We start from the raw sequence: 13,615 nt of genomic DNA on the forward strand, positions 1-13,615 counted from the left end.
GGAGTGGCGCTTTGCCCGTAGCCCGGATAATCCGGCGCGACGACATGGTACCGGTCTGCAAGAAGCGGAATCAGATTCCGGAACATATGAGACGATGTGGGAAAGCCATGAAGCAGCAGCACGACCGGAGCGTCGGCCGGACCGGCTTCCCGGTAGAAGATATCGAGGCCATCGATCTTTGCAGTTCGGTAGTGGATGGGAACCGGAGCCTCGCGAACATCTGTCGTGGCCTGCGCGGGACACGCGGACACAACTGTTGCGGCAGTCATGCTGGCGGTCGCCAGCATCAGGCACATAATCAAGCTACGCATGATAGTCTCCTCATAAGTCGAGATGAAACGAAAATTGGTTCTGAATGAGGGTTGCTTTGGCCGTACTTGCCGAGCAATCGCCCGCGATAAACAACGTACCGGCGGCGACAGCCGCAGGTCGGACGTGTCAGTTGTGTGGAATTCGATGCACGTAAATCTTGGGTATGAACGCGCGGGCGGACCGGCCGTCGTCGTCGTCGTTAATTAAGCGCCTCGATGGATAGGAGTAGGCTGGTTTTCGACTGCGCTCAATTGCGATCTAGGTCACTCGCAACTAGACAATGGCATTGCCGTCCTAGACCTTCGTCTATTGATTTGTCCTTACGCAACCCGCAGAAATCCCGTAACTATTTCCGGCGGACGATTGACCATCCTTCTACATTTCCTGACAGGAAGTCGTCCCGAACTCTGAACGGAGAGGGTTGTGGAACGAGAGCCGGAAACCGATCCCATTATCGACCTGATCCCCGCCATGGTGTGGTCAGCAACCTCGGAAGGCATGCTGGATTTTGCCAACCAGCATTTTCTCGAATTTATCGGTGCGCCGCTTGAGGAAATTTCCGGAGAGGGCTTCTACAAGTTGTTTCACCCTGACGACACGGCACATCTCGCTTCTGAATGGCATGCTATCATGGCCTCGAAGACTGCCAGAGAGGTCGTGGGGAGGCTCAAGCGCGCAGATGGCCAATATCGCTGGTGCACGCTTCGGCAGAAACCTCGGCTCGACGCCGAAGGAAATGTCACAAGATGGTATGGCGTCGTCCTGGATATCGAAGACCGCAAGCAGGCCGAAAACGCATTGAAGGAAACCAAGACTGCACTTGCGGCCAGCGAAGAGAACCTCAGCCTGATCATCAATTCGCTTCCGGTTCTCGTATGGTCTGCAAGACCGGATGGCAGCGCGGATTTTGTCAATAAAAGCTGGTTGGACTACGCAGGTCGCCCCGCTGATCAAATCCTCGAATGGGGTTTTTTGGACTTATATCATCCTGACGATATCCCAAGCATGGTGGACATTTGGAAGAGAGACCTTGAGCATTCCGACCACACCGTTCTGAAGGGACGCATCCGCGGAGCCGACGGCAACTACCGCTGGTTCTACTTCGCGGGCCGCAAGCTGGTTGATGCCAACGGAATCGTGCGTTGGTTCGGCTGCAATATCGATATCGAAGACCTACAACGTGCGGAGATTGCTCTCCGGGACAGCGAAGCTGCTCTCAGGGAAAGTGAGCATAAGCTGAATCTTATCATCAACACCATACCCGCGATGGCCTGGTCCTGCACCCCGGATGGACGGCTTGAATATTTCAATCGCAACTTGATCGATTATGTCGGTATGCCTTTTGATGAAATTGTCGGCTTCGGCTTCTATCGCATGTTTCATCCTGATGACGTCGAGCCGATGCGTGCGGCATGGGACGAGATTGTTGCTTCGAAAATAAGTCGCCCGGTCGATGCTCGTATCAGACGCGCCGATGGCGAATATCGATGGTTCAACTTGCGACAAAGCCCGCTGTTGGATGCAGACGGAAATGTTGTGAGATGGTACGGCGTCGTCGTTGATATCGAGGATCGCAAGCGGGCTGAAGAGTCCCTGCGGCAGAGCCAGAGTGACCTCGCGCACGTGACGCGGATGACGGCCACAGGGGAGCTTGCCGTTTCGATTGCCCATGAAGTCAACCAGCCACTGATGGCAATCGTCACGAGTGCTGGCACATGTCTGCGCTGGCTGCAACCGGGCCACACTGATCTGGAGCAGGCGCGGATGGCCGCCGAAAGGGTTGTTCGGGACGGACATCGCGCGGGCGATATTATCACGAGTATCCGCGCAATGGCTCAGAAATCACCAGCGCGAATGGAGCAGACGGATTTACAAGGTGCCCTGCATGAGGTGTTGAGTCTTTTGACGGGCGAACTGCAAAGGCGTGAGATAGAGGTCGGCCTCGATATGGGGGAATTGCCTATCGAAGTCGTAGGAGACCGGACGCAACTGCAACAGGTTGTTCTCAACCTGGTCATGAACAGCGCTGAAGCGATGACAGCTTCGCCAAGGGCAAAGCGCATCGCCATCAGATGTGCGGTTCAGAAACAGCGTGTAATCGTGAGTATCTCGGATACAGGCCGTGGGGTACCGGTCGGTGAGTTGGATCGGATTTTCGAAGCATTCTACAGCACGAAGGCCGATGGTATCGGAATGGGCTTGTCGATTTGCCGCTCCATCGTCGAAGCGCATGGTGGCCGGATCTGGGCTTCAGAGGCGGAAAATGGGGGAGGATCAGTGTTCTCATTCACCTTGCCAAGGGCGGAGGATACAGGCGCCGTATGATGGATGATCGCAAAAGAGGCCGGCCGACCGTCATCATCATCGATGATGACGAAAGTGTCCGCGAAGCTCTGAGAGGGCTTTTTGAATCTGTCGAATTGACCGCCGAAACCCATGGTTCGGTGACAGAGTTTCTTGCTGCGGATGATCCGGATCGGGCTGGCTGCATTGTTCTGGATATTCGCCTGCCGGGTCAAAGCGGACTGGAGTTTCAAGAGGCGCTCGCGAAAAGCCGACACCCTAGGTCCGTCGTGCTGATAAGTGCTCATGTCGACGTGGCGATGGCTGTCCGCGCCATGAAGGCCGGAGCAATCGATGTCCTTACCAAGCCAGTACGCGAACAGGACCTGCTCGAAGCCGTGAACCGCGCTTTGGCGAGTGATAGCGCCCGACGGGAAGAGGCAAATCAAACGGCAGCAGTGCGCCTGAGGTATTCCAAACTCACCGATCGAGAGCGGCAGATTATGACTTTGGTTGTTGCCGGGAAGCTGAACAAGCAGATCGCCGCTGAGGTTCAACTCGCCGAGGCCACCGTGAAGCTTCATCGCGGCCACATGATGCGGAAAATGCACGCATCCTCAGTTGCAGATCTGGTTAGGATCGCGAGAATTCTGGAGGGCTGAAATTAAGCTCTAGGAAAGAACGTGGGATAGACTGAAGGGGCCGCGGTCTTTCCTCAACTGGTGGCGATTGAATGATCTCGTCGAGGACGCCGTAAGCTGCCAGTCCGCCACCGGCCCCGTGAATTCTTGGGCTCACGCTTTTTCCTGAAGTGCAGCATGTTCGCTTTCCCTGCGTCGCTATCCAGAACTAGACGGTCTGAAGTCGGCCGGCCCCTTTGCTGCCGTTCGAGTTCGACCCGAGGAACGTGTGGGATATTCTAGAATGTGGTCCGAAGGCGGAAGGCGACAGACGCACACTGCGAGGGGCGCTGTAATCGCGCGCGCGCCATGAAAGGCCGCGATGGGAGATGGCTGATGACGGCCGGGCTGGTCCTTGTCCGCCAGAAGCCGGATTCGCGAAAGGTGTCATGTTCTTGACCATCGAGGACGAGGGCGGCCGGGCGAAGGTCGTCGTACTGGCAGCTTCGAGAAGCGCCGGCGCGTAGTGCTGGGATCTTCGATGGTGGCAATCAACGGCAAGATCCGGCGGGAAGGGGATGTCGTGCATCTCGTCGCGCAGCAGCTTTTCGATTTGTCGGGAGACCTGTCCGGTCAGGCGGATCGCGACATGTTCAAGCTGCCGACGGGCAGGGGTGACGAGTTCGCCCATGGTGGCGGGTCGGATCCACGCGACAAGCCGATGCCTGCGGTTCACCCTCGCGACATCTTCATGCGGTGGCACTACCGAAGGAGGCCGTCGATCCCGAACTCGTCCCATCCGATTAACCCGGTTGCGGCTTCATCGGGTCGTTCGGTTTTTTCTTTTTTCTTCAGCGAGCGCGTCAGCTTCGCCTGATACGCGGCCCGTCTGCGATTTTCCGCTTTAGCCGCAGCGTCGTCCTCGCGCCATTCATCCACAGCGCTACGGTCGAGAAGATCTTCGACAACATGGGGGTCGAAAACGTGAAAGGTGATCTTCCTTGCGCGCCCTTGCAGCCTGACCGTTCGTGTTCCAGCGCTGGGCAGGCGGCCGTCTTCGAGCCAGCGCTTCCGCTCTGATGCCGTGATGGTCAGGATATCCTCAATCTCCCTGGGAATGATCGGAAGGTCCGCGATGTCGTCGAGCGCCTTGGAAACGGCCGATGCCGTCGCTCTGAATGCTGTCTTCGAAGTCTCTGGCATGACAAGAATGAGCCCGCCTGCCCAGCGATTTCCGGACTGGGGATGGTAGCCGGGAGCGGATTTCCTGTAGGATCCCCTTCACCCTGACACCAGATCCCAGGGTCGCCTCCACGGGAAGCGGCCACTCCCCGATCAGCTCGGGATCGTCGCTTTCCTTGTTTTTCGTCTTCGTCTTTTGCATCTCGCAGCAGATGGTGTCGAAAGGGGCGCGCGTCAACGGAACTTGGGATGATTTCCAACGTTCTCGAACGCGTCGCGATTGTCCCCACCTGCTGTCACATCTCCGGCAGGCCGGCCTTTCGGAACCCGTCGACAAAGTGGTCTCGTACGGATGCATCGCGCAGCGGCTGGGAGCTGAGCCAATGACCGATCGTGAAATGAGGGTGGGCGATCAGGAACAATTCTGCTTCTCGCCGTGCCTCCTCACTGTGGCCCAACTGCGCAAGCGCAGCAGCCAGGAATTTGCGTGAGTTGGTACGATACGTGTCTTCCCTGCGGAGTGTAGCGGTTGCCGCCTCATAGTCACGCGCGGCGTATTGCGCCTGCCCAAGATGACAAAGATACCAGCAGGTTGGGTAGGGATTGAGTCGCAAAGCTTTTTCGATCTGCGCTAGTCCGTCGGCAACCCTGCCGTCCAGCACGGACATGTCTGACATGGCGGCCCAGGTGTCGGCGTGGTTGGGGTCCAGCTCCAGGGCCTTGGCGAAGGCGGCCTCCGATTCCTCCCATCGCCGCTCATAAGCCAAAATGGTTCCCAGAACGTAACGGCAGCCGGCATCGTTGGGATCCAGGTCGACCGCCTTCTGCGCGAACGTCACCGCCATCCGACGGTTAGGATCTTCAGGCTCGCCGAAATGAGTCCAGGCAAGCCAACGGTTGTAGGCGAGCAGACCGAGCGCCTCGGCATATGATGGCTCGAGCTCAACCGCGCGTTGGAGCAGCATATAGGCCTCACGCTCAGTTTGCGGCGACTCTTCCGTCAGACGGCGGGCGCGCACACACAGATCGTAGGCCTCAAGGTTCTTCGGCCGATTGCGCTGCTTCGGGATGGTCAGCCGGCCGACGAGGGCTTCAACAATCTTGGCGTTAACTTCATCCTGTAACTCGAAAACATCTTCCACCGTCCTGTCAAACCGGTCGGCCCACAAGTGCTGGCCGCCAAGCGCATCGATCAATTGGGCCTTGATGCGGACACGGCCCCTCGCGCGTCTGGCGCTCCCCTCGAGGATGTAGCGGACGCCGAGTTCCTGGGCGACCAGCCGTACGTCAACCGGCCTGCCCTTGTAGCCGTTCACGGAATTGCGCGCGATGACGAACAGGCCAGCCGTACGGGAAAGGTCGATGATCAGGTCTTCGGTCAATCCGTCGACGAAAGGCGCGTCCGCTTCGTCCCCACTCATATTCGTGAACGGCAATACAGCGATCGAGGGACATTCGGGCAGCGGCAATATGCTCTGCGGCACATCTGGCCAATGCCACACGTGGACCGGGCGAGTGAGGTTCTTTAGGTAGCGTTCGCCTCCATCAAAGAATTGGTCGCGGATCTTGCCGACGATCTCGCCGTGAACGTTTGCTGAAATGCAGATGCCTCCCGGTGCGGCCTGCGTCTCGAGGCGCGCCGCGACATTGACGCCGTCGCCGAGGACGTCTGAACCGTCGTCAATGACATCTCCCAGATTGACGCCTACACGCAAAAGCAGGCGCCGGTCTCCGGGAGCCTCAACGGCAGTGGTGGCCCGTTGCATTTCCAACGCTGCTGCGACCGCGCCTACCGCGCTACTGAATTCGATTAAGAATCCGTCTCCCACGACCTTGAAGATGCGACCGTTGTGGCGCATCACAGCCGGCTCGATAACGCCAGAACGGAGTTCCCTGAGGTTCGCCAGCGTGGCGACTTCATCAGCCTCCATCAGGCGTGAATATCCCACCACGTCGGCAACGACGATGGCAGCAAGGCGACGCTGAAGAGATTGATCCGTCATAAGAGGACAAGCCTAACGACTGAGTTAGCAAGTTATTGTTCAACCGCGGGTGAGTCAACAAGTGCTAAGAGGTAGCGCCCTGGCGATCTCCATCTCCATCGAGCCGTCATCCTTCTTTGTACCGATGGCGCCGACGCGGACGACACGGAAATGACGATCCACGGAAAGCGGACGGTTCTTGGACGTCTGTGATCGCCGGCAAGCGGGGGGCTTCGGCGCCGGTTGAATTCGGACGCTCCGCTCAACCGAAATCGGGCAGGCTCCTGCGCTCGGGCAATAACCGCTATCGCATGCTGAATACATTGCAGATGTGGCCGGACATCCAGACCACGATGTCGGCTACTGGACGCACTATAGCAATACCGGAGAGCGCCAAGCCGCCAAGCGCTGGCAGCGGTCACGATGATGCAATTGCGATCGGCGCTACCGAATTGCGCGGGCGTTTGGCGTCGCATCATCTTCGGCGTCACCGGCGGATCAGAAGCCCAAACGGTGTTCGATCGATATCCTTGGTGTTCGGCGGTAGAATTCGCGCAATGATGCTACCTGTGGTCACCGAGCGCCATGCCGAGTTGCCCATGAGGATCTTATACTGCGCACTGGCATACGAATCGGATGCGTGATCAAATCAAGTTAAGGACCGACGGTTCGATTCCGTTCAAGACCAAATGTTCGGGCTATAACAGCTTTGCGCCCGCATCCCGCACATAGCTTGCACCCTAGCAGGCTCCCATAAGCGGACATCTCGGCGGATCAGCCAGGCGGTAGGTTTGCGCCAAAACCAGTCGTCGTGGTTGTGTCAGCTTGCTGCAACGCACACTTGACGCTGCAGGGTGCCCGACCGGCAGCGTCCCCGAGAAAGAAGGAGAGCAGCCGGTTGGCTAACCAGAGTCCGCTGGACCGGCATTTGTCGTCATTGGTTTCGGCACGGCTTTAATACCGTTCTCCCTGAACGCGGTTTGGACCGCCACCAAGGCCGCGCGCCGGATCATCGACTGCTTGCCGGGTTTTGCCGTAAACGACGCCTTGATGATCAGCGTCCCGTCCTCAACGTCGCCGATTCCTTTGCTCTTGAAAGTCTCGATGAGGTCTGGGGCAAGCTCCGGGTCGGCGGCGATGTCCTGCCCGATCTTTTTGAAGAGCCTTCGGACCAATTCGACGTCGGTGTCGAACGCAACACGAAAGCTCAGCTTTTCGATCGCCCAATCGCGACTGAAATTCTGGATCTTGCCGATCTGGCCATAGGGCACCGTCGCAATTGCACCACGCGAGTTGCGCAGCGATACGGACCGTATAGAAATCTTCTCCACGGTTCCCTTGGCACCCGACGTCTCGATGTATTCGCCGAAACGGAAGGCATCGTCGATCAGGAAGAAAAGTCCGGATACGACGTCCTTGACAAGCGTCTGCGAACCGAAACCGATCGCAAGCCCAAAGACGCTCAGGCCGGTGATGAGCGGCCAGACGTTGACGCCTTGTGACACCAGGATCGAGAGCAGCGCCAGTGCTAGAATACTCGATTTTCCGACGGCGCTGATCAGCGGGACGATCGTGCCCAGTCTCGAACGAGGTACTCCTGGCTCTCCACCGCCGAGCGTAGGACCCGCTACGAGCACGGCACGCTCTGTCACCGTCCCGACCACATTCCAGAGAAACGCCGCGACAAGCGCAATCAACGCCATCCCGAGCGCGTCGCGCGCGACGCTTCGCAATTCGAAGCCAAGTCCGAGAGCCAATGGCGTCGCCCATAGCACACCCAACATGGAAAATGCAGCAATCAGGATGGCAAAGCGGAGTGTCTGCCGCCCAGCCGCAGCAGGGATGGAAATGTCCGGGACCTCCAACTTACGCTGCGCCCAGCTTCCGAGCATCGCATCGAGATGCGGTGTTAGAAGCAGCATGAGGACAGTTACAATCACCGCTGATCCGGGGAGCGGCGCCCCCAATGTCAGAGCGGTCTGGCTGCTGACAAACGTGATGACGAGAAATCCGATGACGATCGCCGGCCAACATCGCGAAAGACGACTGCGCCAACGGCTTCGCGGGTGCGGACCGGCAACGGCAGCGGCCATCGTGCGTTTGTGTCGCCACACCATACCTGCAAGCAAAAGGTAGGCCGGGATGGCCATCAAAACCGTCCGCGTCAGATCCCTGAGGCCCGGCCCTGCATCCCAAATCTGCAATGTGGTGACAAGGGCAACCCCGACTATAGCCCAACCTATAGCGATCGACAGGTCACGGGACAGAGCCAGCACATGAAAGGACCGGCCGCGGACCTCCGGCCGTCGCGATGCTGTCAATATAAGTCTCGTCAGATATAAAACGACAAAGACAACGACAGTCGCAACCACCCATAGCCGAAGGGTTCGCAAAGGCAGGGCCGGCGGCGCAAGCATTCGAGCTGCGACAAGACCCACCGTGAGAGCAACGCCCATGGCCGCAGCACTCAATCCAAATCTACGCCAACCGGCACTCGTGGCAGTCCATTTGTTCACTTGCAGCGCTAGCACGAGGAAGGTGCCCGCCGTCAACACTACTACCAGGACGATTGCAAGGGAAAGCAAGACCGGCGAGCTCGATGCACCCACCATGGAGCTCCGCAAGTTTGCCAACTCGCCGGGCAGATCCGACAAGGCGGAGAACCGCGCCCTCAGCCCCGCCGCAAAACCGTCGGCACCCTTCTCAATGGACAATATCGCGGAATTGACGTCCAAATCGGCTACGGTCTCTTCGCTCACACTGCCTGTTCCTCTGTTGTGCTTCCACTTCGCCAACCTGTCATTGGTCCTGCAGAGTATTTGGCGGCGTTGCCATCGATGACTACATAAAGAATACCGATCTAGGCCGCGGCTCAGCACCGGCATCGGATGGTCAGCGCTGGCTTGCTATGTCTACTGCAGTGTCGCACTAATTGTGTTGGTGAGCCATGAGTTGTTGTTCGCAAAGAGGATCTGGTGCGGGATTGGCGCGCCTGAGCGTGTGCCTCTGTGACGGTGTGCGCGACGCTTCTAAAGGCTCGCGACTAAAGCCGAAACCACGGACCACGGCATGGTGAGATCACGAAGGCGAACATTGCCAGAGGCGGAACGACCCACGCACACCAGACCCTGAACCGGCCCACGATTGCGGACAGATTCTAGGCGCCTTAAAGGGAACGCCGTTCAAGCTCTGCAACTTACAGGTTTTGAGCCTAGCCGTCGCGGCTCGGGCTACTTCGTGATAGTTGGTCGAAGCAGGTGTAGACTTCACAACCTTGCGGGCGAGCTAGTCGTTTCTCCAAAAGCGGGCTGCTCTCGCTCAGCAAGTATATCGATTGTCAGGTGCATCGTTTGTCGGTTTTAGACCGACCTGCCTATACGGGAGGCGGTGCGGCGCATAGGCATGCAACACCAAACATCGACCGAATCGCGAAGGAAGGCGCGCGTTACACGAGCTGGTACCGCCAAGGCGAGCTGTACCAGATGCCGCCGTTGTTCACCCGCGTCCGCAATGCCCGGCCTTTCATTGAGCGCCTGGCATTTTTCATTCAGACTGATTTAATGTCACTGTTAATGGCATGAATTGACTCCTTTGAAAATTCATGGCACATACAATGCCACGAATTCACTGGAGACCGCGATGGCAGAGACCCGCAGCTACAACAGTCCGCTCCGCGAGGAGAAAGCCCGCGAGACGCGCGAGGCAATCCTGCGTGCGCTTTACCGGCTGATGTGCACCGACGCCGGCCCGGACGGGATCAGCATGGACGCCATCGCCACCGAGGCTGGAATCCAACGGCGCACAATATTCCGTCATTTTCCGACCAAGGACGATTTGTTGATGGCCTTCTGGCCTTGGCTGAACGAATTGATCGGAGCCTCCATCGCACCCGACACGGTCGCGGATATCGTGGCAGGTCCACAGGACGCCTTTCCGCGTTTCGATAACCACGAGGCAGCGATCCGTGCTTCGTTGCACTCGCCCACGGGGCGTGCGATGCGCTCGGGCATGGTGCCTGCCCGCCGTCTGCGCTTCGGCGAGGCGCTTGCTCCCGTTCTCGCCACCCTGCCGCCGGACGAGACCCAAAGGGTCGAGGCGTTGGCGCATCTTCTCTACTCGGCCTCCGCCTGGGAGGTCCTCAAGGATTACGGCGGTCTCACCGGCGCCCAAGCCGGTGAAGCCGCCTCTTGGGCGCTCGATACGATCCTGTCCGTGGTCGCCTCGGGCTCGTCACCGCGGACATGACTTCGAAAACCAAGGAGACAAGGAAAATGAGCATCTATGTGACAACGAATGAGGACGGCGAGGCCCGCTGGGTCATTGCCGATCGCGTCCGCTTTCTGGGCGGCATTGCGGGCGAACAGCTCGAACTGATCGAGGTGGAGATTCCACCGGGTTCCGGCACGCCGCCGCACAGCCACGCCTCGCCGGAGCTGTTCTATGTGATCGACGGGGTGATTACGATCCGCCACTTCCCGGCCGACAAACCACCGGTCGTGATTGCAGCCGCGGCAGGGACATCGGTGCGTGTCGATGGACACACACCGCATAACTATGTGAACGAAAGCGGCAGCCCGGCGCGAATGCTGGTACTGATCGAGCCATCGATGACGGCGTTCTTCCGCGAGATAGGCACCTCTGAACCCCAGGTCGCACCCGACTTTGCCCGCATCGGCGCCGCCATGCAACGCCACGGCATCGAAGCCCTTCAGATGGCGTCCTGACCGCCACCTGACACGATCGCCACATACCTGACTGTGGACAAGGAGCCGGTAAATCCGACGGGCGCTCTTCCGGCCGAAAGAGCGCTCGTTCAACGTGCCGACTTTTGTCAATAGGGCCTGAATGATGCGAAGGCGGTGACTATTTGTCCCGCGGATCGCGAGCGCGGACGAGAAATTGACACGAGCAGGATTTCGAGGTGGCGGCTTTCTGGTCGATCGCAGCCAGTGAGCTTCGGCCGCTTTGCGCCGATCTCATCGTCGCATCGCCCTTGATGAGCGCAATACGTTGGATCACCGAGTTGCGCAGAGCCCGGAGGGACAGCAGGGTCTCACTGCGCCATGCTGGGGGCCATGTCACGTTGAATCTCATGACCGGCGAATGTAAAGAGGCTCGATCGAAACCTGCGCATGAGGTGCGTTCGCGAAGTAGCGGTGCTGCCGGATTGCGCCGGGCTCGTTTCACGTCGCGCCGACGTGGTCGGTGGAAACTGCCCGAACCTGCAGGATGCGGTCGATAAGGCCCCATTCCAATGCCTCTTCCGCCGTCATGAAGCGGTCGCGATCCATCGCTTGCTCGAATTCTTCGTAGGTGCGGCCGCAATGCTCGGCGTAGAGCCTTGTCATGCGATGCTTGGTCTTCTGCATTTCCTCGGCATGGATCAGCATGTCCGATGCCTGTCCTTGGAATCCGCCTAGCGGCTGATGAATATGAATGCTGGCATTGGGAAGCGCAGTGCGTTCGCCCGGCTGGCCGGACATCAACAAGAACGAGCCCATCGAGCGGGCGGTTCCCATGCACAGCGTGTGCACCGGGGCGTGAATGTAACGCATCGTATCGTACATCGCGAGACCGCTGGTTACGACGCCACCTGGCGAATTGATGTAGAGATGGATTGGCCTTTTGGGGCTTTCGGCTTCGAGAAACAGCAATTGTGCGCAGACAAGCGCCGAGACCGTGTCGTTTACCTCCCCGTTCAGGAAGATGATCCGCTCACGAAGCAGACGGGAATAGATGTCGAAAGACCGCTCTCCTCTGCTCGATTGTTCGACGACCATAGGGACGAGTTGCATTGCTTCGCGCATCGGCGAACTCCAATCATTCGAGATTTTTCGGGGGCTTGCCGCGTCAGGCGGCGAGCATGAGGGGCGGGCTGTTGCCGTTGGCGACCGTTTTCGCCAGCCGCTCGAAGGTCGCGCCGGTCAGCTCGTGGAGGATCCGCAGGCTGGTTCCGCCCGATCCATTCGGGGCGATCGTGAAGGTGACGGTGCTTTCGAGATGGGGCGGGGTATCGTCGCGCATTTTGTAGCGGATTTCCTTGCCCGGCGTTTCGGAGAGCGACTGTGGCTCGGCAAGCGCCTCCCTCGGCAGCCACTTCTCCCGGAATTCCGCGATGCTGATCGCCCGCCAGACTTTCTCCGGAGACGCGTCCAGTTCGTATCTCTGCTCGAAACCGCTTTCCGGCACCTTCGCCTGCACCTTGGCCTTCACGTCGTTCATTGATCCATATCCTTCAGCAAGAGCTTGAGAGCGTCGATGCGAGCCGGCCAGTAGGCGCGGTATTTCGCCAGCCATTGCGCGATAAGGGCCAGCCCGTCCGGATCGACTTCATAGTTCACGAAGCGGCCCTCCTTTTGTTCACGCACCAGCCTTGCCGCTCGCAAGACCGCGAGATGTTGGGACATCGCCGGCTGGCTGATATCCATGCCCTGGCGCAGCGTAGTGGCGTTCATGCTGCCGTTCGCGAGCTTTTCGAAAATGGTGCGGCGGGTCGGATCCGCCAGAGCACGGAAAATATCATGTTCGATCATGATTACACATAAGCACACACTTATGCGATTCGCAAGCCTGCATGGAGCAGTTTGCAGTTTTATGGCAGGCCTGCCTGTCTGGTCCATGCCGAGTGACGATACTCAAACGCATGAGATTCCTGATCGGCGGGCCAAATGAACAACTGTGTAGCCGGGGGGATTCGTTATGATGGACAGGAGGAAGGGACACTCCTTCAAGTCAAACCTGTCAAATTTGGATCCGCCTGTATCATTGCGACAAGCTCCAAGCCTCGTTTGTATTTCACGGGATCTGATCCTACCACGTTGGCCTGCTGCAAATTGTCTTGGAGATCGGCGATCTTTACAGGGCAGGCGATCTTGTTTTCGACTGCTCGAATAACAAACTGATCGTCGGTTTCGTCTTTGCGGCGGGTCAGAGCGTTAACCGCATCAATGACGCCATTGCTGAAGCCCAATTGTTGAAGACGTTCGAGGTTCCACCCGTCGCACTTCTCCACGATATCGTGAAGGAACGCGACTGTCTTTTCTTTCGCACCTTCGACGCGATCAGCCACTCGCTTGCAGTGACTGATGTACGGATTGCCCGTTTTGTCCATCTGCCCCTCATGAGCTTCGGACGAAACCTGTTGCGCCAACTCGAGTTCAGATACCTCGTCTTTTGAAATCTCGCCATGTTTTGACATCGAGCACGTCCTCCGCAGCGAAAACGCAACGGCTGTCT

At 58.4% G+C, this 13,615-nt stretch carries 11 protein-coding genes and 2 pseudogenes; 5 read left to right on the plus strand and 8 right to left on the minus strand.

The window, feature by feature from the left end:
• A partial coding sequence (locus tag C934_RS32455) for an alpha/beta fold hydrolase (protein WP_156828788.1) occupies positions 1-311 on the minus strand: 311 nt, incomplete at its 3' end.
• A gap of 424 nt (positions 312-735) precedes the next feature.
• On the opposite strand from C934_RS32455, the gene C934_RS0123885 reads away from it, so the two are divergent.
• The 3 genes and pseudogenes from C934_RS0123885 to C934_RS35835 form a co-directional block, all read left to right on the plus strand.
• Positions 736-2,637 (plus strand): PAS domain-containing sensor histidine kinase, encoded by a 1,902-nt coding sequence (locus tag C934_RS0123885; protein WP_018859102.1) that lies wholly within the window; start codon positions 736-738, stop codon positions 2,635-2,637.
• A complete protein-coding gene (locus C934_RS0123890) occupies positions 2,634-3,257 on the plus strand; it encodes a response regulator transcription factor (protein WP_018859103.1) in 624 nt (207 codons plus the stop codon). Before C934_RS0123885 ends, C934_RS0123890 begins: the two co-directional genes overlap by 4 nt.
• Before the next feature lie 318 nt (positions 3,258-3,575).
• Positions 3,576-4,092 (plus strand): annotated as a pseudogene (locus C934_RS35835) (hypothetical protein); the annotation flags it as partial.
• Here C934_RS35835 and C934_RS32460 read toward each other — a convergent pair.
• The 3 genes and pseudogenes from C934_RS32460 to C934_RS0123915 all read right to left on the minus strand — a co-directional run bounded on the left by C934_RS32460 (position 3,978) and on the right by C934_RS0123915 (position 9,138).
• Positions 3,978-4,599, minus strand: a pseudogene (locus C934_RS32460) (hypothetical protein). The pseudogenes C934_RS35835 and C934_RS32460 sit on opposite strands and share 115 nt — an antisense overlap.
• A 94-nt stretch (positions 4,600-4,693) precedes the next feature.
• A complete protein-coding gene (locus C934_RS0123905) occupies positions 4,694-6,400 on the minus strand; it encodes an adenylate/guanylate cyclase domain-containing protein (RefSeq protein ID WP_018859106.1) in 1,707 nt (568 codons plus the stop codon).
• 881 nt (positions 6,401-7,281) lie between these two features.
• The gene (locus C934_RS0123915) at positions 7,282-9,138 is read right to left on the minus strand and encodes a mechanosensitive ion channel family protein (protein ID WP_018859108.1); all 1,857 of its coding nucleotides are present in this window, start codon (positions 9,136-9,138) and stop codon (positions 7,282-7,284) included.
• An 880-nt stretch (positions 9,139-10,018) separates the two neighbouring features.
• Here C934_RS0123915 and C934_RS0123920 point away from each other — a divergent pair.
• Together C934_RS0123920 and C934_RS0123925 are read left to right on the plus strand one after the other, a co-directional pair.
• A complete protein-coding gene (locus tag C934_RS0123920) occupies positions 10,019-10,624 on the plus strand; it encodes a TetR/AcrR family transcriptional regulator (protein WP_018859109.1) in 606 nt (201 codons plus the stop codon).
• Between the two features lie 26 nt (positions 10,625-10,650).
• Positions 10,651-11,103, plus strand: a complete 453-nt coding sequence (locus C934_RS0123925) for a cupin domain-containing protein (RefSeq protein WP_018859110.1) — start codon at positions 10,651-10,653, stop codon at positions 11,101-11,103.
• A gap of 459 nt (positions 11,104-11,562) precedes the next feature.
• On the opposite strand, the gene C934_RS0123930 is transcribed toward C934_RS0123925, so the two are convergent.
• From C934_RS0123930 to C934_RS34025, 4 genes are all read right to left on the minus strand, one after another.
• Positions 11,563-12,186 carry an ATP-dependent Clp protease proteolytic subunit gene (locus C934_RS0123930; protein WP_018859112.1) on the minus strand — a complete coding sequence of 208 codons (624 nt, stop codon included), beginning with the start codon at positions 12,184-12,186 and terminating at the stop codon, positions 11,563-11,565.
• A 43-nt stretch (positions 12,187-12,229) separates the two neighbouring features.
• The gene (locus tag C934_RS0123935; protein WP_018859113.1) at positions 12,230-12,601 is read right to left on the minus strand and encodes an SRPBCC family protein; all 372 of its coding nucleotides are present in this window, start codon (positions 12,599-12,601) and stop codon (positions 12,230-12,232) included.
• Positions 12,598-12,912, minus strand: coding sequence for an ArsR/SmtB family transcription factor (locus tag C934_RS0123940; protein WP_018859114.1), 315 nt, complete (start codon positions 12,910-12,912; stop codon positions 12,598-12,600). Before C934_RS0123940 ends, C934_RS0123935 begins: the two co-directional genes overlap by 4 nt.
• Before the next feature lie 194 nt (positions 12,913-13,106).
• Complete coding sequence (locus tag C934_RS34025; protein WP_083929902.1) at positions 13,107-13,577, minus strand: HD domain-containing protein; 471 nt, start codon at positions 13,575-13,577, stop codon at positions 13,107-13,109.
• Positions 13,578-13,615 lie beyond the last annotated feature (38 nt).

The sequence above is a fragment of the Rhizobium sp. 42MFCr.1 genome, from assembly GCF_000377185.1.
GTDB lineage: Bacteria > Pseudomonadota > Alphaproteobacteria > Rhizobiales > Rhizobiaceae > Rhizobium > Rhizobium altiplani.